This is a genomic window from Aquimarina aggregata, from assembly GCF_001632745.1.
GTDB lineage: Bacteria > Bacteroidota > Bacteroidia > Flavobacteriales > Flavobacteriaceae > Aquimarina > Aquimarina aggregata.
This window is the reverse complement of record NZ_LQRT01000024.1, coordinates 497,541-521,327: the sequence shown is the minus strand read 5'-3', so window position 1 is coordinate 521,327 and position 23,787 is coordinate 497,541. Positions and strand designations below refer to the sequence as shown.

The following is a 23,787-nucleotide window of genomic DNA, read 5'->3' as shown; positions in this document are numbered from 1 at the left end:
TATAAACCAAAGTTAATTAACTATTCTTTATTATTTTTACTGCAAAATCGAATTATTTATGAGCTCTTCTTTTGAAAAATACCAAAAACGACGACTAATTTCTTCTTATTTTTCTGTAGTTATTAGTATTTCGTTAGTGTTATTTTTATTAGGTTTATTAGGGTTGTTAGTCTTAAACACCAAAAAAGTTGCTGATCATTTTAAAGAAAAGATTGCTCTAACGATATATATGAAAGATTCTGCAAAAGATGTAGAAATTAAGCAGCTCGAAAAAACCCTTGCCCTTGCAGAATACACAAAGTCTACTACTTTTATTTCTAAAGATGAAGCAGCAGAGGAGCATAGTAAGGATATAGGTGAGAATTTTATGGATTTTTTGGGTTACAACCCGCTTCAAAACTCTATAGATGTATTTCTAAAGGCAGATTTTGTAGATGCTGCAAAAATTGAAGACATCTCTGCATCTATTACGAAAAAGAATTTTGTCGACGAGGTTATTTATGATAAACCTCTTATCTCACTATTAAATGACAATATTAAACGAATTAGTTTTTGGGTACTGCTTATCAGTGGTATTTTTACATTCATTGCCGTCCTCTTAATTAATAGTTCGATTCGGTTATCGGTATATTCAAAAAGATTTATTATTAAAACCATGCAAATGGTCGGGGCAACTAAAAAGTTCATTCGTAAGCCATTTGTTTGGAAAAGTGTACGCCTTGGTATGATCGGCGCTATAGTCGCTCTTATTGGTGTAGGTGTTGTACTATATTACATTAACAAAACTTTTCCCGAACTAGCACTACTTGATGATGAAATCTTGCTTACCATTCTGTTTGCAGGAGTATTTGGGCTAGGAGTACTTATCACTTGGATTAGCACCTTTTTTGCTACGCAACGTTTCTTAAATTTAAGGACAGACGAATTGTATTATTAATCCAATTTTTATGGGAGTTATAGAATGGAATGTTGATCCTGAAATTGTAAGGCTATTTGGTACATTTCCTTTAAAATACTATGGGTTACTTTTTGTTACCGGACTAGTATTAGGATATTTAATTGTTAAAAGAGTTTATATATTTGAGAAAATTCCTGTTGAAAATCTCGAAAAACTTTCTACCTATTTATTCATAGGGATATTAGCAGGTGCACGAATCGGGCATTGTCTTTTTTATGATTTTGCTTATTTTTCTAAACATCCTTTAGAAATTTTTCTTCCTTTTCAAATTACAAATGGCAACTGGCATTTTACAGGATTTGCAGGGTTAGCAAGCCATGGTGGCACCATTGGTGTAATTTTGGCTATTCTATTGTACTATTACAAAACTAGAGCTTCCTTACTTAAGATATTAGATCTTGTAGCCATAGGTACGCCCATAACAGCCGCCTTTATACGTTTTGGAAATTTTATGAATTCTGAAATCTATGGCAAACCAACAGGAGGAGACTACGGAGTAATTTTTATGAAAGATGATATGATCCCTAGACACCCAACACAATTGTACGAAGCCTTTTCTTATCTTATTATTTTTGGATTATTATGGTATGTCTACAAAAAAACAAACTTAAAAAAACGTAAAGGATTTATATTTGGCCTTTTACTTACTACCTTATTTTCTGCGCGATTATTTTTAGAAATTTTTAAAGAGGATCAAGTAGCATTTGAAGAGGGTATGTTATTAAATATGGGGCAAATATTAAGTATTCCATTTATCATCATAGGAATTGTATTAATCATAGTTAGTAGCATAAAAAACCAAATCGAAACAGTTTAAAAAATGGGAAAAATAGCAAAAATCTGGTTTTGTATTGTTTTGGTAATTTTTATAGGATTTATGGCAGTTGTTATTCAAACATTTAGACCCATACGTAATGTACAACCTGACGACGTAATGCAAGTCCAGGGTGTAGTAACTCAAATTGCCGAAGCTCCAGGTTTTGATATTGCGATCACTCTAAAAAATGATCAACATTATTACTATATCAATCGTGGGTTAACACAAAATTTAACTATCGACCAGCTTAACAATACTATCTTAAATAAAAGTGTGACTTTGTATACTATTAAAAGATGGACTATCTTTACCCGCGATGGAAACATGGGACATGTTTCTAAATTAATTATTGATGGTAAGGTCATTTATAATGAAATAAAAAACGATATCCATGAGCAAACAAAAAACTAAGAACGTACAACATAAACATGATTATGTTTTTGGAAAGAAAAACTACATTGTAATGGCTATAGGAATAGCTGTTATTGCTCTTGGCTTTATCCTTATGGCAGGTGGTGGCAGTGACGACCCCAATGTATTTAATCCTGCTATCTACGGATTTAGACGAATTAGATTAGCACCTACGATTGTTTTAATTGGTTTTGGAATAGAAGTCTATGCTATCCTACTAAATCCCAACAAGGCTAAAAAAGAATAATCTAGATACTTTTTATATTAGTGTAGGTTATATATTTGCATCGAATTTAACAAAACTACATGGAAACCATTGATGCAATCATTCTTGGCATAATACAAGGACTTACAGAATTTTTACCCGTTTCGTCTAGTGGACATTTAGAACTTGGCAAAGCCATTTTAGGAGACAACAGCATTCCTGAAGAATCTTTACTTTTTACAGTTGTTTTACATTTTGCTACAGCTTTAAGCACTATTGTTGTTTTTAGAAAAGACATTCTGGAGATTGTAAAAGGTCTTTTTCAATTCAAAAAGAATGAAGAAACTCTATTTTCCCTTAAAATAATAATCTCTATGATCCCTGCTGTACTAGTAGGCTTATTTTTTGAAGAACAATTAGAACAACTCTTCGGAGGTAACATTATGTTTGTAGGCTTTATGCTGCTCATTACAGCAGCACTTTTATGGTTTGCAGACAAAGCAAAAAGTACGAGAAAATCTGTAAGTAGCTCTAATGCTTTTATTATTGGTGTTGCACAAGCCATTGCTATGTTACCAGGAATTTCAAGAAGTGGTGCTACAATTTCTACTTCTGTATTATTAGGAAACGATAAAACCAAAGCTGCGCGCTTTTCATTTTTAATGGTAATCCCTTTAATTTTTGGAAAGATTGCCAAAGACATTTTAAGTGGTGATCTAGCGTTTTCTTCAGAAAACAGTACCCCAATAGCATTAGGCTTTATAGCTGCCTTTATTTCCGGGTTATTTGCCTGTACATGGATGATTTCTCTAGTGAAAAAGAGCAAGTTAACTTATTTTGCCGTATATTGTATTATCGTTGGTCTATTGGCCATCGGTTTTGGTTTTACTAAATAGCCCCACTATAATGCTAACCGAAAAGGATTATAAAGACGGTCAGATTCTTCTGATTGACAAAGAATTACAATGGACTTCTTTCCAAGTTGTGAATAAGCTTCGTTGGCTGATTCGAAAGAATTTTAATATCAAAAAAATAAAAGTTGGGCACGCAGGAACTCTGGACCCCCTTGCATCAGGTTTACTTATTATTTGTACCGGAAAATTTACGAAACGTATTCAAGAGTTTCAGGGTCAAGTTAAAGAATATACTGGTACAATTACACTTGGAGCAACAACTCCGTCTTACGATCTTGAAACAGAAATAGACAAAACATTTCCCATTGATCAAATTTCTGAAACTGAAATAAAAGAAGCTACCACACAATTCATTGGTGAAATTGACCAATATCCACCAGTGTTTTCAGCTTTAAAAAAGGACGGTAAACGATTATATGAATATGCTCGAGAAGGGGAAACAGTAGAAATTAATTCTAGAAAAATTACTATAAACGAATTTGAAATCACAAGAATCGAACTACCAGAAATTGATTTCAGAGTTGTTTGTAGTAAAGGCACATATATCAGATCATTAGCACATGATTTTGGAAAGGCTTTACAAAATGGTGGACATTTAACAAGTTTAAGAAGAACAAAAATAGGATCATTTTTAGTAGATGATGCTATTACAGTTCAATCTTTTGAAAACCAGTTACCGACAAAAGTTGAAACTACATAAAATATTGTAATAAAAAATTAGTTATACATACCTATGGAGTTTATAGAAAAACATAAAGCACTGATAATCACATCTATGCTGATGGGGATTTTTGTTCTTAGCCTTTATAATATCAGTATGATAAAAAAGCAAAAAGCACAATCAGAAATTTTAATGGAAATTCCTGAAGAGTTTTTAGCACAACAAGAAGAGGAATTAGAAGAAGAGGAAGTATTAGAGGAAGACAGACAACTTATTGCCTCTAAGAGAACCCATAGTGCCTTTAATGAAGATTTTGAAAATCATGATGAAATAGAGCAACGAATTAAATCCCTTACAGAGTCCGAAGAACAAGCATCTCAAGAAGTTGAAGAAACACAGATGAATGAAGGAGACGTTGCTATCGATGAAAAAACTGACAATATAGATGAACAAAAGGAAGAAGCCACTTCTACAGAAGAGACTAATAATAGAAATAGTTCTCTGACCTATAGTTTAAAAAATCGAAAATCTGTAGAACTTCCTAACCCTGTATATACTTGTGAAGGTAGTGGTAGGGTAGTTGTGAAAATTGAAGTTAATAAAAATGGCTATGTAACCAATACGAAAGTTGATAAGAAAAGATCAACAACTCGTAATGAATGCCTTTTTGATAATGCTATGGAATATGCGAGAAAAGCTTTGTTTTCTAGAACTACTATAGAAAAACAAGAAGGCACTATTACGTATTATTTTAATTATAGTAATTAGATTAAAGAAGAAAGGTCTTCAGCAATATTTGCTCCTTTATCCTTATTATACCATACTTGTAGGCTCTCTTTAAACTCAGCATCAAGCCCACCGTGTTTTGCCTTATAATCGTTTACTAATTGGGTAGCAACAGATGGTCTTGGTCCCCAAGAGTTGATCACCTTTTTATTTTGTGTATCGTAGGCTATTAACTTTGGAATTGATTTTCCGCCGTTAGTTAAAAAATTATTCATCAATTCATCATTATCATCTCTAGATATAATTCTTAGATCTATGCCTTCGTTTAACTCTGCTAATTTGTTAATTACAGGTAACGATTGCGCAGCATCACCACACCAACCTTCTGTTAATACTAACCAGGTTACTTTTGTCTCTGCATTTGCAAAACTTTCTTGTATAGCTTCATCAATCTTTAGAGTTTTATCCAACCTTTTCATTCTTCTATCATTAAGCATACTATAATTTGTTAGTGCTTCAGATTGTTCATGACCAGTAGATTTATCTTCTACTAATAAATCGCTTACTAATTTTCTATATTCTGGATAAGTATATGAATCTGCAATTCCTTGCTCGATTAATGTAGTTACTGTTTTGTTTATTGTTTGGCTCATATTCGTTTTTTTGTCTAAGAGTATGACGTTTAAAATTTAAAAAACTTACAATCTTATATACTAATGAAATTAAAAAGATTACTCCTTTTAACAAAGATTAATAAAATTAAATGAGCGCGTTTCTTTTTTTTTAATATTTTCATTTCTTCAAAATTTAAGGGGCACTTTTTTATGAAAAAATTATGTTTTATCATCGCGATATTTGTCTATATCGTTAGTACAGCGCAAGGAACACAATTATTAAGACAACCTACAATTTCAGACACAGAAGTTGTTTTTGTATACGCTAATGATTTGTGGAAATCTTCATTGCAAGGGGGCAATGCTATACGATTAACCAGTAATGAAGGAGCAGAGTTTTCTCCTCATTTTTCTAAAGATGGAAAAACAATAGCTTTTACAGCCCAATATGATGGTAATACAGATGTTTACACTATTCCATCTGGAGGAGGAGAACCTAAACGTTTAACTTGGCACCCCGGGGGTGATTTTGTTCAAGGTTGGACTCCAGAAGGGACTATTCTTTTTCGTTCAGGAAGAGAAAGTCATCCTACGCAAACAAATAAGTTTTATACCGTTTCTCCTAAAGGAGGATTACCTCTTCCGTTTAGAATCCCGAGAGCAGGTTCTGGAGAAGTATCACCAGATGGAAAACACGTTGCATACGTACCCTTTACCTCTTGGGACTTAGAATGGCGTAATTATAGGGGAGGCCAAGCATTTCCGATATGGATTGTAAATTTAGAGACAAACAACCTGACAAAAACTCCTCAAACTACCAAAGAGAGACATTTAGATCCTGTTTGGATCAACAATACAGTGTATTATCTTTCAGAACGTGATTATGTAAGTAACATATGGTCCTATGATATCGTTTCTAAAACTGAAAAACAAATCACATTTCATAAGAAATTCGACATCAAAAGTCTAGATGCTCATAACAACAAAATTATATACGAACAAGGTGGTTATTTACACCTTATAGATCTTCAGAACGCTAGTACTAAACAATTAGAAATCCAGGTACAAGGTGATATGAATTTTGCTAGACCTAGATGGGAGAATATAACTGCGTCTCAATTAACAAACGCGAATATTTCTCCTACAGGTAAACGAGCTATTTTTGAACACCGTGGAGAGATATTTAGTGTTCCAAAAGAAAATGGAACCTGGCGTAATTTATCTAATGCACCAGCTTCTGCAGAACGTGCTCCTATATGGTCGCCAAAAGGAGATAAAATAGCTTGGTTTTCTGATGCAAGTGGTGAATACAAACTAGTCGTTACAGATCAACAAGGAAACAATAAAAAAGTATTTGATCTGCCCAATCATACTTTTTATTTTCGACCAGATTGGTCTCCTGATGGATCACATATAGCTTATTCTGATACAGATTATAACATCTGGGTTATTAATCTAACTACCGGAAAAGCAAACAAAGTAGTTTCTGACAACTACGCACATCCCAATAGAACATTAAATCCTGTATGGTCTCCTGATAGTAAATGGATTGCCTATCCAAAACAATTAAAGAGTCATTTCAAAGCAATTTTTGCTTATAACATAGATTCTAAAAAAACTATCCAATTAACCGATGGAATTGCTGATGCTATAAGTCCCATTTGGGATAAAACTGGAAAATACCTTTATTTCTTGGCCAGTACAAATTATGGATTACAATCAGGTTGGTTAGATATGAGCTCATATGACACAGAAGTTGAAAGAAGTTTATATGCTATTGTTCTTTCTAAATCAGACAAAGCTCCTAATTTACCAAAAACCGATGAAGAGGTATTAGAAAAAACAAGTACTGAAAAAGATGAACTTAAAGAGAAAGACGACTCAAAAAATGCTGTTACAGTAACTATAGATGCAGATGGTATTTACAATCGTATTGTAGCCTTAAAATTAGAAGCACGCCAATATGCCGGATTAGCAAAAGGACCTGATAATGTTATTTTCATAGCTGAAAACGTCCCTAATGAGCCCGAATTAACGATTCACAAGTACACCATAAAAGATATGAAATCTGAAGTCTTTGCTAAAGGCGTATCAGATATGATAACCTCATCAGACCGAAAAAACACTTTATTACATCAAAAAGATTCATGGAGGATTGTAAGCACTAGTGCAAAGCCCAAACCTGGTGACGGAAAGCTTAAAATGAATTTAAAAGTAAAAGTAAATCCTACAGAAGAGTATCATCAAATTTTTAAAGAAGGTTGGCGCTATATGAGAGATTTCTTATATGTAAACAATACACACGGAGCCCCTTGGGATGAAATATACAAATGGTATTCACCTTGGATCAAACATGTAAGACACAGAACCGATTTAAACTATGTGGTTGATATTATGAGTGGAGAAATTTCTATAGGACATTCATATGTATCTGGGGGAGATACTCCTAAAATCGATCGAATACCTGTTGGACTACTTGGTTGTGATTTTGAAGTTAATAATGGCGCTTATAGAATTACAAAAATTTATAGTGGTGAAAGCTGGAATCCAGATCTAGAAGCTCCTTTATCACTTCCTGGTATTGATGTAAAAGAGGGGGACTATATTTTGAGTATCAACCATCAAAAATTGGATCTTAGTATAAATCCCTATAGCTTATTAGAGCAAACCGCGGGTAGAGAAACTACTCTTACAGTAAGCAGTTCTCCTTCCTCGACAAATGCAAGAGAAATTCTTGTAAAACCTATTCGCAGTGAGCGAGGATTACGAACGTATGATTGGATCGAAGCTAATAAAAGAAAAGTAGATAAATTATCTGGTGGTAAATTAGCATATGTATATGTACCAAATACAGCAGGTTCTGGTTTTACCTCTTTTAACAGGTATTATTTTTCACAACAAGATAAAAAAGGTGTTATTATAGATGAGCGTAATAATGGGGGTGGTTCTGCAGCAGATTATATGATCGATATTATGTCCAGAGAACTATTAGGGTACTTTAATAGTAAAACACATGATAATCGCCCTTGGACAACACCTATAGCCGGCATTTGGGGACCTAAAGTAATGCTTATTAATGAACGAGCAGGTTCTGGAGGTGATTTATTACCCTATATGTTTCGTGCTAAAAAAATAGGACCTTTGGTAGGAACAAGAACCTGGGGTGGCCTTGTAGGTACATGGGATACTCCTCGTTTTATAGACGGAGGTAGAATGGTTGCCCCTAGAGGTGGGTTTTATGATGTTAATGGTAATTGGGCAGTAGAAGGCGAAGGAGTTGCTCCGGATATCGAAGTTATACAAGATCCAAAATCTGTACTACAAGGAAAAGATCCACAATTAGAAAAAGGAGTTGAAGAAGCCATGCGTTTATTAAAGACTCAAGAATTCAAAATTAAAGCAGAACCTACAGCTCCAATACGCTGGAAACGTCCTGAAGGCTATCAAACAGACAATTAATTCAAATTAGTATGGACAAACATAGGTGTGGGTGGTGTGTAGGCGATGCATTATACGAAAATTATCATGATAACGAATGGGGAACTCCTCTTCATGATGAGCAACTTTTATTTGAATTTCTAGTACTCGAAACTTTTCAGGCAGGATTAAGCTGGATTACAATTCTACGTAAAAGAGATAATTTTAAAGTTGCCTTTGATAATTTTGATTATCAGATTATAGCAAATTATGATGATCGTAAAAGGGAAGAATTGATGCAAAATGCGGGCATTATTCGTAATAAATTAAAAATAAACTCGGCTATATCTAATGCTCAAAACTTTATGAAAATTCAAGAAGAGTTTGGTAGTTTTGACGCTTACATATGGGCTTTTGTAAATCAAAAACCCATTAAAAATAATTGGAAACATCACAAAGAATGCCCAGCAACAACAGAGATTTCGGATAAAATCAGCAAAGATCTTAAAAAAAGAGGTTTTAAATTTGTAGGCTCTACTGTCATGTATGCTTTTATGCAAGCTATAGGCATGGTCAATGACCACACTACTAGCTGTTTTAGATATAATGAGGTTTAAGCAATACTTACTCCTCTAATTGTGCATTGTATTTAATAAACTGTAAAAAATCATTATTCTTTACAGAAAGAATGTAGTCCTGTTCTTTTATTTTTATCATTGCTAGGTCTTTTACATCTCCTCCTGTAAATAAACCACTATCTACTGCAGGCACCGAAGTAAAAGAGCCTTTACCATTTCCTAAAAGAAGAACGCCTTGGCCTGCATCTGCGCGAGGAGTTTCTACTTCTGAAGCATATAAATTTCCTCCTGCTACTACATCTAGATGACCATCGTTATTAAAATCTTTGATTAACATTTGATTTATAGGCGATAATTGGGCTTCATTAGGAAGTTCATGTATTTCAAATTTTCCATCTACATTTTCTAAATATATACTTGCAAATGATTTTACTTGATAATGAAGTCCTTTTTCTAGCTTTTTCTCATCGTAAACATCAGTTAATGTAGCTGTCGAATACTCTTTATAGTTTTTGAATTTCTTTTTAATTGATGGTATTTGCTCTGATGAACATTCTCTCCCTCTCACAGGGTATTTTTTACCTTCATTGTAATAACTCAATACAATATCGTTTCTTTTATTACCATCAAAATCATTAAAATAAATATCAAAGGTTTCATCTTCCTTTGCTTTATATTTATAGTTTAAGCCAAGATTACCTACCATAAAATCAATATCGCCATCATTGTCAAAATCTTCATTTGCAATACTAAACCACCAACCAGCAGTATCTTTAAGTCCTAAACTTTCTGAAACATCTTCAAAATTACCTTTATTATTTCTTAAAACTTTAATCGGCATCCACTCGCCAACAATAACAAGATCATCCCAACCATCTTTATCATAATCTACAAAGGAAGCTGCGGTAACCATTCCAAATTTTTCTTTAAGCATCGGAGCTACTTTTAATGTAACATCTTTAAACTTAGGAATTCCCTTGTCACTTACATTCTCAAGAATATGACTAACAGGTGGGTAAGGATAATTTGTAGGTAATAATCTTCCTCCAACAAAAAGATCTAAATCTCCATCATGATCAAAATCGTTCGTATACACTCGACCACCACTTGTGATCATATGGGGTAATGCATTCGTACTTTTTCTAAAATTACCGTTACCATCATTAATATACAGCCGGTCTTGCAACATATTACTATTATATCCAAATTCGTTACCTCCGCTTACGATATAAAGATCATTATCGCCATCATTATCTGGATCAAAAATCAATGCTCCCATATCTTCGAAAGCTCGATCAGCAATCAAAATTTTAGTTTTCTGCTGTTCAAAACTACCATCAGGTTTTTGAAAAAACATACCTCCAGGATATTTTGAAGCTGCACCTATATAAAAATCATCTAATGTATCGCCATTTAAATCACCAACGGCTATACCTGGACCGAATTGCGAAGTTTTATGAGGTAATAATACTTCTAACTTAAAGTCATTAAATCTATTTTCTTTGTGTTTGTACAAAACAAGTGTATCAGAAAAGCTATCAAATAAATGTTTTTTGTCAGGGTTATTACTTTCTACTATTGCTTTAGAACCTTCTGAAAAATAAAGAGTAATCGCTTGATTTACAGCAACATCTTTTATTATTTGTTCATTTCCGTTTGGCCAAATAACTTTGAGCTCATCTATTGTATTTAATGTCCCTAAACCATAGTGTAACTGTGGAGCTACAGAGGATTGAAAACCTCGACTTAAAGTCAGCTCTTGAGTCTGTATAAGTTCCTGAGATTTAAGAATTACTTTAGCTCCTAATCCGAATTTATTTTTATCACTACCCTTTAATTTAACCGTTAGATAATTATTAATTTGTGAACTTGTATTTTCAAATACGGAAGGCATTTCATCTATATTATTCGTAATAATTTCTAAATCTCCATCATTGTCAAGATCAGCATACACCGCCCCATTAGAAAATCCTTTATGCGAAATACCCCAATAGTCATTGGCTTGTTCGAAGGTTAGATCTTTTTTATTACGAAATACATAATTATCAATTTTTTCTGAAGGAATTCTAAGGCTTTTTACCAAGAGACTATCCTTGTTTTTCTTTTCTCCTTTTAAAGCAGCAAAATAATCTTTGTTGTTAATTTCTCTTCTGGTTCCATTAGAAATAAAAATATCTTTAAAACCATCATTATCTAAATCTGCCCACAATGGAGCCCAACTCCAGTCTGTTGAAGATAACCCTGCCAGTCTTGATATATCACTAAACTTTGGAGTTTTATCTTTAAGGATTCCCGAATTAAGTTGTAAAGTGTTTTGCATATATTGATACTGAAAACCAACTTTCTCAATATTTTCGAACAATTTGGGGTTCATACTAGCCATATTTGCTTTTGAACGTCTATTTGAGGCTGCATCCATATCCATTTGTAGAATATCCATCAACCCATCATTATTAAAATCGGCTATATCCACTCCCATTCCGTAAAATGATGTATGCTCTGTTGATTCTTTAATAGCATTTTTAAAAGTTCCATCCTGATTATTTAGATATAAGCAATCAGGTGTACCAAAATCATTAGAAACATATAAGTCAGGCCATCCATCCTGATTAAGATCACTTACTGTTACACTTAATGATAAACTATATAATCTTACATTTGATTCGTTGGTAACTTTAGTAAAATGTCCTCCATCATTTCGATATAGGTTATCTGTTTCTTCATCTGTTACCCTATCCATTCGCATTTTATAATTATAACTATTATATTGAAAAGGAGTAATTGGATAATTTGCTACATATACATCTAGATCTCCATCTAAATCATAGTCAAAAAAGGAGGCATCTACACTATTACCAATATCGTTTAGGTTATATTCTTTTGCTTTTTCAGTAAAAGTCATATCTCCATTATTTATAAATAACAGATTATCTTTAGGATTTGATTGCCCAGCAACCATACAATAAATATCCAAATAACCGTCATTATTTACATCTGCCATAGTTGTCCCTGTAAACCATCGGTTATCACCAGATATGCCTGCTTTAGCTGTTATGTCCTCAAACTGTAGATTTCCTTTATTTAAATATAGTTTGTTTTCAACCATATTTCCGGTAAAGAAAAGGTCAATGAGACCATCATTATTAATATCTCCTGCAGAAATACCCCCGCCCATATAGAGGTAAGGGTACGTAAAGTAATTTAAAGTATCATTTTCAAGAAGATTGTTAGAAAACTTTATTCCTGTACTATCTGCAGCTAGTTTTTTGAAAATTTTGACATGATTTACCTTAGCATCAGTACTATTATTTTTTGTTGGTTTGAGGTCTTTGTCACAACTCCAAACAAAAAAAATAAATAACACTCCAACTATATATCCCGTAACCTTTTTCATAGCATCAAAAAATTAAAAAGTACCAACTACCATAACATATATACTTAATGATAGTTTATTGATAAATGCTAAAGTAAATATTTATGAAAGAAATGTCCTTTTCTTATACAAAAAAGAACGTAAACTATAAAAAGGGCAAAGACAGACATGTCTCTGCCCTTTAAAAAACAAATCAAACTACTCTATATTAGTAATTTAGTATCCTGGATTCTGATCCGAAGAATTTAATTCTTCATTCGTATCAATTTCGACCTGCGGTATTGGCATTAATCGATGAACATCAGGATTATATCCTCTTGGGTTACCGCTATCGTCTGTGGCTAATTCTTGCGCATCTAAATCCCATCGGATTAAATCATCAAATCTTTGTTGTTCTGCACATAGTTCAACCATACGCTCATGTACAATTGCTCTAAAGACATTATCCGGAGTATCTACTGGATACCCTCTAGAATCCATTTCTGCTGATCCATATAAAGGAAGTTCTGAACGTGTTCTTAGTTGATTTAGAAAAGCTATTGCTTGTGGATCGTTTCCTAACCTATTTTCAACTTCAGCCTGCATCAAAACTACATCTGCATATCGTAATACTCTAGCATTTGTTGCTCCTTCTGGTACTGTTGCATTATTCTCGTACAATTGTGAAAATTTAAACCAAACGTTACCATCGTCTTTTATCTGATCATTGGCTGCCCCAAAGGTATCACCAGGTTGTAAAATAGCATCTGCTAATCTATGATCATCATCTTCAAACTCATCTATCATTTTTTGAGAAGGTCTTGCATTTCCCCATCCAGAATATTCTTGAGCATGAAATGTTACTTCGGCAACTCCTTCACCATTTGCATTCCATTGCGCATTATTTTCTGCCTCTCCATTAAAAATAACTTCAAACATGGACTCATCATTAAACTCTCCGCCATCATTAAAATTATCTCTATAGTTTTCTTTAGATAATAAACTATATCCAGACACTTGAGCTAAAGCAGTTTGGGCTTCATTATACATTTTTCTTTGTAAATATACCTTACCTAACATTCCAAAAGCCGCACCTCTTGTAGCTCTTCCATTCTCTGTAGCACCTTTACTAAACAACATATTAGATGCCATCGTAAGATCGTTAATAATAACATCATACACTTGATCTACGGTAGATCTTGGCACACCCGTTATTGACGTTTCTGCCTCAAGTTCTAAAGGCACACCACCATATCGTTTTACCAGAATAAAATAAAACAATCCTCTAACAAATCTTGCTTCACCAATTCTATTAGTAACATCGGCATCTGTAAAATCTGAATTTGCCACTCTATCTCTTATCAATTGCTCATTACGAATTAAAAAATTACATCTTGCAATACCATTATAGGCTTGTGTCCATAACAAAGCTGTTTGATCTAATTCTGGTGAAATTCTATATTCATAAGACGGTAAAAAATTTGGATCCCCAGAAGGCACCATCTCATCTCCAAAAGTGTCGGGTAAAATATATCCAAAACGTTGGTATAAACCTTGCGTTTGGAAATGCACATAAGTAGCATTTGCTGCAGAAGCTAAGCCTGCTGCATCAAGCGTACTAAAGAATGTAGCCTGCGGAATCTCATTATTATTCAATACAACAGCATCATCGTCACATGATACAATGAATAGCATAGCCACTACCATTGTACATGTTAATTTAAGAATTAATCGCTTTTTCATAACTTTATTTTAAAATTCAATTTGTAGCCCTGTTAAAAAAGTGACAGGTTGTGGTCCTCTTCCTCTATCGATATTAAGACCTTCGATAATACCTGCAGCGGAGTAAAAAGGTTCAATTTCTGGATCTAATCCAGAATAATCTGTAAGTGTAACAAGGTTTTGAGATTGCACATAGACTCTAATTTTACTTAAATGTCCATTAAAAGCTCTATCCAAAACATTACTAGATAACGAGTACCCTAAGGTAACATTTTTTAACCTTGCATAAGATGCATCCTCAACAAAACGTGTTGATATATCATTATTTGTATTTCTACCAAATCTAAACCTAGGTACATTAGTAACATCTCCTGGAGCTTGCCAACGATCTAAAACTTCTACACCTCTATTTAAAACACCTTCTTGTCCTTGTAGGTTAAAAACATTAGTATTAAAAGCATCTGCTCCTTGAACACCCGTAATTAATGCAGATAAGTCAAAACCTTTATATGCAGCATTTAGGTTTATTGCATATGTAAAATCAGGATTAGGATCACCAATAATAGTTCTATCTTCATCGGTAATATCTCCATCACCATTTATATCTCTGTAACGAACATCACCAGGTCTAACTAAATAAGATGCTGTAGATGTTCCTGAAAAATCATCAAGATTATCGGCTCCTAGATCATCAATTATATCTTGCTCTGTGGAATACACCCCATCAAATACTAGTCCGAAGAAATGATATAAAGGCTCTCCTACAGCTAATCTACTCACACTCGCTTCAAGAGGGTTAATACGTCCTTGTAAGATCTGATCGTTACGACCAATACTTTTTACTTCACTTTCGGCAAAAGTTATATTAGCACTTGCTCCCCAAGTAAAATCTCCTTCACTATCGGTATATCCTAAAGTTAATTCGAATCCGTCAACTTGAATATTTGCAGCATTTCTAATTACAGGTAAACCAGCATTACCACCTCCACCACCTATACTAGGTCGTGTAGGTTCAGAAACTAAAAGATCATTACTTTCATTGATAAAATAATCTCCAGATAATGTTACTTTATTGTTCCATAACCCTAAATCAAAACCAAAATTTTGTTTGATCCCTTCTTCCCATTTTACATCAGGGTTTGCAATACCACTTAATCCACTGGCTAACTGCGTTTGCCCTCCAATTGGATAGTTTAACTGAAAAGCTACATTAGCATTAGCAACATCTCTTGGAATTCTATTATTACCTGTAACCCCATAACTCGCTCTTAATTTCAAGTTATTAATTACTGGATTATCTATTAAAAATGACTCTTTTGAAACTACCCAACCTATTGACGCTGCAGGAAACCATCCTACTTGATTATTTGGTCCAAACAGTGATGATTTATCTCGTCGAATAGATCCTGAAACTAAATACTTTCCATCATAGGCATAATTTAAACGACCTAAATATGAAATCAACACTTCTTCTTCTGTTAAACTACTTGTACCACCTGTTCCAACTAACTCATTTATTAAATTTGTAACATCATTTGTACTTGAAGCCGTTAAAGTCTGAAATTTAATATCCTGTCTTTCAGAAACCAATGTTGCACCTATATTATGCACATCTCCAAAAGTATTGTTGTAACTTAAAGAATTTGTAAATATTCTTGATATTTGGTTTGCTCTAGTTTTAGAAATATCAGTATTTGGTTTACTAAATTGCCCTCCTTCATCATATGCTCTAAGAATATTATCTTGTAAGAAGTAAAAAGCATCTAAACCAAATTGCGTTCTAAATTTCAACCCTTCGAGTAATTCATACTCTGCATATAAAGAACCAATAATAGATGTATTTCTTGATAAATTATCATCAGAGTCCTGAACACGAATCTGGTTTCTAGCATTATTGTTATCTGCATCGGTTTGTCCAGAAAATGACCCATCAGCATTTCTAATAAGTGTATATGGTGCAGAAGCTAATACGTTTAATAATGGCTCCCTACCATCACTCACTTGAGGTGCTACTCTTTCTGTAAAACCTAAAGCAAATGTTTCACCGACTTTAAACTTATCGGTAATTTTAAATTCACTATTTGCATTAAAAGTATATCGTTTAAAATTAGTATCTATGTAAATCCCATCCTGATCAAATACAGAGGCTCCAAAACTATAAGTCGCTTTCTCTGAACCACCTGAAACATTAAAGTCATGACTAGTAATTGGGGCACTACGAAATAATGCGTCTTGCCAATCAGTCTCTACTCCATTACCATTAAAATTTGGGTTATCATTTATAATATCAATGGTTGTACCTCCGGCATTAGGCACTTGTCCTTGTGCATTAATCTCACTAATATATTGAATATACTGCGCAGTATTTAATACATCATATCTTTTATTAGAACGTTGCCATCCAGTATATGTATTGAAATTAAATTTTGGTTTTCCTTCCTTCCCTTTATCTGTTGTTATAATAATAACACCGTTTGATCCTCTAGAACCATAAACGGCAGCCGCAGCCGCATCTTTTAACACATCAACCTTTTTAATTGATGCAGGGCTAATATTACTAATACTTGTAGTAAAAACACCGTCTACAACATAAAGTGGGTCTCCGTTACCAAATGTACTTAATCCTCTAATTCGAACCGCATTTCTTTCACCTGGTGAACCCCCATTAGTTACGGTAACCCCTGCTGCTCTACCTTGAAGTGCTTGTCCAATATCTGTAGAAGGAATCTCTGCCAATTTTTCAGATGAAATTGTGGATATAGAGGTTGTTAAATCAGATCTTCTTTGTGTACCATATCCTACAACTACTACTTCGCTTAAGGCCTCGGCATCTTCAACGAGTACAATATCAATAACCTCTCTATTTTGGATTGGAATTTCTTGAGTAATAAATCCTAAATAACTTATTACCATTATAGCATCATCGGCAAAATTACTAAGCGTATATCTACCATCAAAGTCTGTTTGCGTTCCATTTGTAGTACCCTTAACCACTATACTAGCCCCTGGCAAAGGTGTTCCCGAACTTGTAACTTCTCCCGTAACTGTTTGTCCAAAACCTATATTTATGGACAATACAATTAAGACGAAAAGTAATTCTCTTACATATTTTGCATTCATTTAGTTTGTTTTAAATTAATCATATTATTAGTGAGTAGATTTTTAATATTTTATCGACCAAATTTATTTTGTTAAAATAAACAAAAGTTAATGAGGTTTTGATAAGATCGTTTTACAAATAAAACAGTGTAAAGCATAATTTTATATATACTGACAAGTATTTTACTGCGGTTAAACCGTACGATTTTAATTGTATAAACCCCTGTTTATCAAATTTTTATATTCAAAAAAAATGGTGTTTTCTTACTTTAAAAAAATATTAACTTTTGGGTTATTTGATATTAACACTAAATAAGAGTTTGTTAATAAATTGTAAAGGAATTATGGTCTTTATATTACGCAAAAATGAAGTCAAAAAATCTTAAAAACATTAAGAATAGTTTAGATCTTTCACAAAGTAATTGTATAGTTCACAAAAAGCAGCACAAATCTTTCTCTTTTTATCATTCTCCTAGATACCATATTAAGAACTATTATTGTCAAATCGTTTCTTTATATCATAAAACAAAAATTGAATTCTAAAGATTCACCGTATTATTTTGAATAATTCGTATTAAAAAACACAAATTACTTTTTTGTTATTTATGATTTGACAGTCTCTTTTAAAAGACTCATGAGAATTTTGATATGAGGAACAGGGAACCTACTATGAAGAATCATATTCTAATTACTTAAGTTGTTCTTTAAAAAGCAATTATCGTCTTGGGTTTTCTATCTCAATATGGCAAGTAGTGTTCTAGTTAAGCTAAAGATAAAAAACTATGGTAAGAGACTATATTTTAACTCCGTAAGATAGATCTCCTGCATCTCCCAAACCAGGAATGATATAACTCTTTTCATTAAGTTTGTCATCTATAGCACCTATCCATAAATGTGTATTTTTTGGAAACACTTTTTGTATATATTCTACACCAGTTTTAGAACCAATAACTGAAACTATATGTATTTGTTTAGGTATACCATTTTCTTTAATGGCATTTAACGTATTTTCTAGCGTTTTTCCTGTAGCGAGCATAGGGTCCGCAAGAATAACAATTTTATCCTGAATCGAAGGGGAGGCTAAGTATTTTATGATAATTTCGAAATTGTCTTCATTATTTTTATGATGTCTATATGCTGAAATAAATGCATTTTCTGCACGATCAAAATAATTAAGTAGCCCTTGATGCAACGGTAATCCCGCCCTTAGAATTGCAAATAATACAAGTTTATCATAAGGAACAGATACCTTTATCTTATCCAAAGGAGTCTGAATAATTCTTTCTTCAAAGCTAAGAAGTTTACTTAATTCATAACCCAAGATTTCTCCAATACGCTCAATGTTTCTTCTAAATCGCATGGCATCTTTTTGTATCTGTACATCTCTTACTTCTAAAATAAATTGATTTAAAATTGAATCTTCTAATCCTAAATTATGAATGATCATCCTTGTGTTATTTTAAAACAGTTTAAAAATGGTGTTTTTTATTTTAAAAATGTCAAGAACTCTGCTCTTGAAATTTCTCTTGCACCTAGACTCGCCAAATGATCTGTATACACTTGACAGTCAATTAAATTTACTTCTTTTTGTTTTAACCATTCGACCAATTTAATAAAGCCAAATTTAGATGCATTATTTACTTTAGAAAACATACTCTCTCCACAAAATATTTTTTTATCGGCTAACCAGATTCCATAAAGTCCTCCTACTAGTTCACTATCAAACCAGACTTCTACAGATATCGCATATCCTAATATGTGCATTTTTTTATAGGCTTTTTGCATGTCATTTGTTATCCATGTCCCATCCTGCTCTACTCTTTTAACTGTTGCACAATTATATATAACAGTATCAAAATCCTTGTTAAATGTAACCTCGAACTGATCTTTTCTTAATAATTGCTTCATACTTTTACTTATATGTAACTCTTTAGGAAACAACACCATTCTAGGATCTGGACTAAACCACAATATAGGTTGATCTTCGTTATACCACGGAAAAATACCATTGGTATAAGCTTCTACTAATCTATCAGTTGATAAATCTCCACCCACAGCTAATAATCCATCAATATCAGCATGGTTCACAGAAGGAAATTGTAATGTATTTGTTAAGATATACAAAATAAAAAAGCAGATGTTTCTATAACGTTAAATATCAATTACTTGTTTGAATTAACCAAAATAATCCCAATATTTGTTAAGGCCTTTTAAGATAAATTTTGTTCATCATTGCTTTTTTGAGTTTTATTAAAAGGTTAACCTAAAACTATAATATGAAAAGTCCGATATTTCTATCGGACTTTTTACTTTTAATATACATGAAGAACTATAATAGATTAAAATGGTAAATCATCATGTTCGTCTTGAGTAATGTTTGTAGCTGGTTCGAAAGCGTCTGCTGGCGGCACTGCTGCTGGTGCTCCACCTGAAGGTGCGGCTGGCTGTAAACTTTCTATTCTCCATCCTTGTATTGAATTAAAATACTTAGTTTCACCTTGTGGGTTTACCCATTCTCTACCACGTAAATTGATGCTAATTTTTACATCATGTCCAACTTGAAAAGGATTTAATAAGTCACATTTGTCCTGAACAAACTCTACCATGATATGTTGTGGATATTGCTCTTCAGTAGTTACTACTATTTCTCTCTTTCTAAAACCATTACTACCAAAGGTTTGTGTCTCACCGATCATTTTTACTTTACCTTGTACTTCCATCTCTACTATATTATAATTTTGCTGATAAAATATTCCATGCTATATCTATATCATCTTGATCTAGATATTGCTTTGCAAATCTATGAATTTCTATTTGGTTAGCTTGCTCTATTCTAACCTTTATATCACTATGGTTATTAACAAATTGCAAAGCCCCTGTTTTTTGGGGTATCTTTTCTACATTTGCCAATTTACCTAAATCGTTTCCTGTAAAAACATTACTATTTTTTATAGTCAAAGGTAACTCATCTACACCTATACCAATCGTACTAAGAGGTTTAGGGACTTCAAACATACCTTTATTAGCTCTTGTATACCAATTTCCTCCCATTCGAGCTACTTGATCTATTTTATGTTGATCTATTTTCCCGTCTTCATCTAATATATTTTTGTTTACATGCATTAAAAGCACTTCACAAATAATTAAATTCCCTGCACCTCCTTCTTCTCCCATTGCTACAATTTCATTAACCTTACACTCAAATTGCACTGGAGATTCTCCTACACGATATGGAGAAACTTTCTCTGATGCAACCATTGTAAGTCCAGATTTCTCAAATTCATTAACTCCTTCGGGGTATTCTGTACTTGACAACGACATTTGCTGTACAATATCATAGTTTACAATATTAATCACAACTTCTTTTATCGCTTTTACATTTTCTAAAGTATGCTTTATTGTATTGTCTCTAACTCTACGCGCTGGAGAAAAAATAAGTATTGGCGGATTAGCACTAAAAACATTAAAAAAGCTAAAAGGAGATAAATTAGAGTTTCCATCGGCATCTATTGTACTAGCAAATGCAATCGGTCTTGGACCAATCGCTCCAAGCATCATACCGTGTAATTTTCCTATTGAAACCTCAGAAGGATTAATTTTGATCATAATTTATATTATATTCAACAAAGATAATTAAAGTTTAGAACAGACTTTTAGTATTAAGGTATATGGGCAATAAAATTGTCTAAAAACGTTTATATTTAAGATTTAGTTAACGGGTCTATATGAATTTCTCTGATGAGCGCAATTTTTCAAGCTATTTTATTATTATAGCTGTTGTAGTAATAACGGCTTTAGCTTTGTGGAGTACCTCTCTATTTTTAGAACGCTTTAAAGATGATGAACGTACTAAAATAGAAATATGGGCTCAATCACAAGAAGCTTTAAACTCTGAACAGTCTGATGATTATCTAGAATTATCTATTTTAATAAGTGCTACAAATCGATCAATTCCTATAATAATTACCGATTTTAAAGGAGATTTTATTAGAGATTCTATAGGGAAACCAGACCCTAGTTATTTCCAAAATATATCAGAAAACATAATTGAAAATGAGAGTAAATTAACCTCTTATTTAAATAATCTAAAATCTCAGAATAAGCCTATAGAAATAGATTTAAGAGATACGGTACAATATATTTATTATGGGCATTCTGATATTTTAAATAAATTAAAATACTACCCGTTAGCCATTGCTCTAATTTTACTTCTATTAATAGGCGTTATCTATTTCTTTTTCACAACTTCTAATGCTAGTAAAGAAAATAAACTTTGGGCAGGTATGGCAAAAGAAACTGCTCACCAAATAGGTACACCATTATCTTCATTAGTAGGTTGGAATGAAATTTTAAAAGCCGAAAATGTAAATCCTGAATATATTATAGAAATTGAAAAAGATATTTCAAGATTAAAAGTAATAACAGAACGCTTTTCAAAAATAGGATCTATCCCAAAATTAGAAGAGGTTGATATTGTGCAAGAAACTAAAGATGCCTATACCTATTTACAATCTAGAAGTTCGAAATTAATCAATTTCTCTATAAATCTACCTAACGATCCAATTAATGTATCTCTTAATTCTCAATTATATAGCTGGACAATAGAAAATCTAGTAAAAAATGCCATTGATGCAATGCGAGGAAAAGGAGACCTTAAGATTGAATTAACTGATGACCCAAAACGAGTATTTATTAAAGTTCATGATACCGGAAAGGGTATTCCTAAAAGTAAATTTACAAAAATATTTGAGCCAGGCTACACCTCTAAAACAAGAGGTTGGGGGCTAGGGTTATCCTTAGCTAAAAGGATCATTGAAGAATATCATCCCGGAAGAATTAGAGTACTTAGATCCGAAATAGATAAAGGATCAACTTTTCAAATAACACTTCCAAAATCGGGTATCGATTCTTTATAATATTTTATAAAAGTATAAGATTAAAGACCAAATAGTATAACAATATTTTCTACAAAACGTTATACAAATCTACTTAGCTATTAAATCATATAGATCGTGAAAACCGAATATATTACATTAAAAGAAACCACTCTTACCAATAACTGCCCTGAATGTTACTCTACCGATGGAATGGTACTTTCTTTTAAACAACAAAAATTAAAAACAAAGTTTCTGATTAAAACAAAGAAACATATCATAGATCATATTGAGTGCACAAAGTGTGAAAATCAAATCTACCCTGGACAATGGACTCTTGATATTGAACGAGTATATGAATATCATAAAAAGACCATTACATCTATCCCATCATCGACAAAATTTACCGGGCTGTTTTATAGTCTACTCATCATAGTACTACTTATCGTAGGGTTAGGATACACATATTTATATCATCCAGATATTTTAGGAATCTAATAAAATAAATATTCCTTAATATTTAGACATTACCTGTCGCAATTCTTCTGTAATTCGAAAAGTTTTATCAATGTTAAAATCAAAACAAACCGCTACATCATGACCTTGTGCACAGAGTAATCCTTCATCATTATAAAGATGATGATACAAACCAAAACTTGAGTTCTTTATAAACTCGACTTTGGTTTTAATAGTTACGTTTCCAGGAAAAAAAAGAGGATGTTTAAAATCACATTTAGTTGATACTAACATTGGCCCTTTTTTAGTTTCAGAATACAGCTTTGCTAAGCCTGTAACATCCCAAAATTGAACACGAGCACTTTGCATATACTTCATGAAATTTACATTATTAACATGTTGATATGTGTCCATTTCGCTCCAATCTATTCTAAGAGTCAAGGATAATTTAAACTCTAAATCTTGCATTACTTATAAATTAGATTGAATTTCTAAAGCAAGTGCTTTAAAGTCTGATTCTTCCATAGATATTTTATGCTGAAATGTCATTTCTTTCATTTCATTAATTGGGATTAAGTGGACATGAACATGAGGAACTTCGAGTCCTACAACGGCAATCCCCACACGTTTGCATGACACCGTTTTTTCTATAGCCTTAGCTACTTTACGAGAAAAGCTCATTAAACCTAAATACGTATCTTCATCAAGGTCAAATATTTTATCTTCTTCTATTTTTGGAATACAAAGCGTATGCCCCTTTGCATTAGGGTTAATATCTAAAAATGCAAAGAAATTTTCATCCTCGGCAACCTTATAGGACGGAATATCGCCATTAGCGATTTTAGTGAACAGGGTAGGCATTATAAAATTTTAGTTGGATTATGATTCCGAAATATAGTTCTTTTATCTGTATTATACTTATCTCTAAATCATAAAAAAGCCTTTTTTGATTATTCTCAAAAAAGGCATTAAATATTATTTAA

21 protein-coding genes are annotated in these 23,787 nt (G+C 32.7%); 11 read left to right on the top strand and 10 right to left on the bottom strand.

Annotated features, from left to right (window positions below; all coding sequences use genetic code 11):
* The first annotated feature begins 58 nt into the window (after positions 1–58).
* The 7 genes from AWE51_RS17445 to AWE51_RS17415 all read left to right on the top strand — a co-directional run bounded on the left by AWE51_RS17445 (position 59) and on the right by AWE51_RS17415 (position 4,734).
* Entirely contained in the window at positions 59–937 is an 879-nt protein-coding gene (locus AWE51_RS17445; RefSeq protein ID WP_066315935.1) for a cell division protein FtsX, read from the top strand.
* A 10-nt stretch (positions 938–947) separates the two neighbouring features.
* Positions 948–1,775, top strand: a complete 828-nt coding sequence (gene lgt, locus AWE51_RS17440; RefSeq protein ID WP_066315930.1) for a prolipoprotein diacylglyceryl transferase — start codon at positions 948–950, stop codon at positions 1,773–1,775.
* Between the two features lie 3 nt (positions 1,776–1,778).
* Positions 1,779–2,186 (top strand): hypothetical protein, encoded by a 408-nt coding sequence (locus AWE51_RS17435; RefSeq protein WP_099098798.1) that lies wholly within the window; start codon positions 1,779–1,781, stop codon positions 2,184–2,186.
* Entirely contained in the window at positions 2,167–2,433 is a 267-nt protein-coding gene (locus AWE51_RS17430; RefSeq protein ID WP_066315928.1) for a DUF3098 domain-containing protein, read from the top strand. The genes AWE51_RS17435 and AWE51_RS17430 overlap by 20 nt, the downstream gene beginning before the upstream one ends.
* 59 nt (positions 2,434–2,492) lie before the next feature.
* Positions 2,493–3,287 (top strand): undecaprenyl-diphosphate phosphatase, encoded by a 795-nt coding sequence (locus AWE51_RS17425; RefSeq protein WP_066315925.1) that lies wholly within the window; start codon positions 2,493–2,495, stop codon positions 3,285–3,287.
* A 10-nt stretch (positions 3,288–3,297) separates the two neighbouring features.
* The gene (gene truB, locus AWE51_RS17420; protein WP_066315922.1) at positions 3,298–4,005 is read left to right on the top strand and encodes a tRNA pseudouridine(55) synthase TruB; all 708 of its coding nucleotides are present in this window, start codon (positions 3,298–3,300) and stop codon (positions 4,003–4,005) included.
* A 117-nt stretch (positions 4,006–4,122) separates the two neighbouring features.
* Positions 4,123–4,734 carry an energy transducer TonB family protein gene (locus AWE51_RS17415; RefSeq protein ID WP_157766157.1) on the top strand — a complete coding sequence of 204 codons (612 nt, stop codon included), beginning with the start codon at positions 4,123–4,125 and terminating at the stop codon, positions 4,732–4,734.
* Here AWE51_RS17415 and AWE51_RS17410 read toward each other — a convergent pair.
* Positions 4,731–5,345, bottom strand: coding sequence for a thioredoxin family protein (locus AWE51_RS17410; RefSeq protein ID WP_066315909.1), 615 nt, complete (start codon positions 5,343–5,345; stop codon positions 4,731–4,733). The genes AWE51_RS17415 and AWE51_RS17410 overlap by 4 nt on opposite strands.
* Before the next feature lie 171 nt (positions 5,346–5,516).
* Here AWE51_RS17410 and AWE51_RS17405 point away from each other — a divergent pair, with 171 nt between their 5' ends.
* Both AWE51_RS17405 and AWE51_RS17400 read left to right on the top strand, forming a co-directional pair.
* Positions 5,517–8,765 carry a S41 family peptidase gene (locus AWE51_RS17405; protein ID WP_066315903.1) on the top strand — a complete coding sequence of 1,083 codons (3,249 nt, stop codon included), beginning with the start codon at positions 5,517–5,519 and terminating at the stop codon, positions 8,763–8,765.
* Positions 8,766–8,776: 11 nt separating this feature from the next.
* On the top strand, positions 8,777–9,340 hold the full coding sequence (locus AWE51_RS17400; RefSeq protein ID WP_066315901.1) for a DNA-3-methyladenine glycosylase I: 564 nt from the start codon (positions 8,777–8,779) through the stop codon (positions 9,338–9,340).
* A gap of 7 nt (positions 9,341–9,347) precedes the next feature.
* Here the strand turns inward: AWE51_RS17400 and AWE51_RS17395 are convergent, their stop codons facing one another.
* From AWE51_RS17395 to AWE51_RS17365, 7 genes are all read right to left on the bottom strand, one after another.
* Entirely contained in the window at positions 9,348–12,695 is a 3,348-nt protein-coding gene (locus AWE51_RS17395) for a VCBS repeat-containing protein (RefSeq protein WP_082832497.1), read from the bottom strand.
* 195 nt (positions 12,696–12,890) lie between these two features.
* Entirely contained in the window at positions 12,891–14,396 is a 1,506-nt protein-coding gene (locus AWE51_RS17390; RefSeq protein WP_082832496.1) for a RagB/SusD family nutrient uptake outer membrane protein, read from the bottom strand.
* A gap of 9 nt (positions 14,397–14,405) precedes the next feature.
* Entirely contained in the window at positions 14,406–17,495 is a 3,090-nt protein-coding gene (locus AWE51_RS17385) for a SusC/RagA family TonB-linked outer membrane protein (protein WP_066315896.1), read from the bottom strand.
* Between the two features lie 772 nt (positions 17,496–18,267).
* Entirely contained in the window at positions 18,268–18,921 is a 654-nt protein-coding gene (upp, locus tag AWE51_RS17380; protein ID WP_066315893.1) for a uracil phosphoribosyltransferase, read from the bottom strand.
* A gap of 38 nt (positions 18,922–18,959) precedes the next feature.
* Positions 18,960–19,598, bottom strand: coding sequence for a leucyl/phenylalanyl-tRNA--protein transferase (gene aat / locus AWE51_RS17375; protein WP_066315892.1), 639 nt, complete (start codon positions 19,596–19,598; stop codon positions 18,960–18,962).
* 215 nt (positions 19,599–19,813) lie between these two features.
* On the bottom strand, positions 19,814–20,194 hold the full coding sequence (locus AWE51_RS17370; RefSeq protein WP_066315890.1) for a DUF3127 domain-containing protein: 381 nt from the start codon (positions 20,192–20,194) through the stop codon (positions 19,814–19,816).
* Positions 20,195–20,204: 10 nt separating this feature from the next.
* Positions 20,205–21,080, bottom strand: coding sequence for a flavin reductase family protein (locus AWE51_RS17365; RefSeq protein WP_066315888.1), 876 nt, complete (start codon positions 21,078–21,080; stop codon positions 20,205–20,207).
* A 119-nt stretch (positions 21,081–21,199) separates the two neighbouring features.
* Between AWE51_RS17365 and AWE51_RS17360 the strand changes: the two genes are divergently transcribed.
* Entirely contained in the window at positions 21,200–22,390 is a 1,191-nt protein-coding gene (locus tag AWE51_RS17360) for a sensor histidine kinase (RefSeq protein WP_066315886.1), read from the top strand.
* Between the two features lie 96 nt (positions 22,391–22,486).
* Positions 22,487–22,846: a hypothetical protein gene (locus AWE51_RS17355; protein ID WP_082832495.1), complete on the top strand. Its 360-nt coding sequence runs from the start codon at positions 22,487–22,489 to the stop codon at positions 22,844–22,846.
* A 15-nt stretch (positions 22,847–22,861) separates the two neighbouring features.
* Here the strand turns inward: AWE51_RS17355 and AWE51_RS17350 are convergent, their stop codons facing one another.
* Both AWE51_RS17350 and AWE51_RS17345 read right to left on the bottom strand, forming a co-directional pair.
* Complete coding sequence (locus tag AWE51_RS17350; protein ID WP_066315881.1) at positions 22,862–23,272, bottom strand: acyl-CoA thioesterase; 411 nt, start codon at positions 23,270–23,272, stop codon at positions 22,862–22,864.
* A 3-nt stretch (positions 23,273–23,275) separates the two neighbouring features.
* Positions 23,276–23,665, bottom strand: a complete 390-nt coding sequence (locus AWE51_RS17345; protein WP_066315880.1) for an HIT family protein — start codon at positions 23,663–23,665, stop codon at positions 23,276–23,278.
* Positions 23,666–23,787 lie beyond the last annotated feature (122 nt).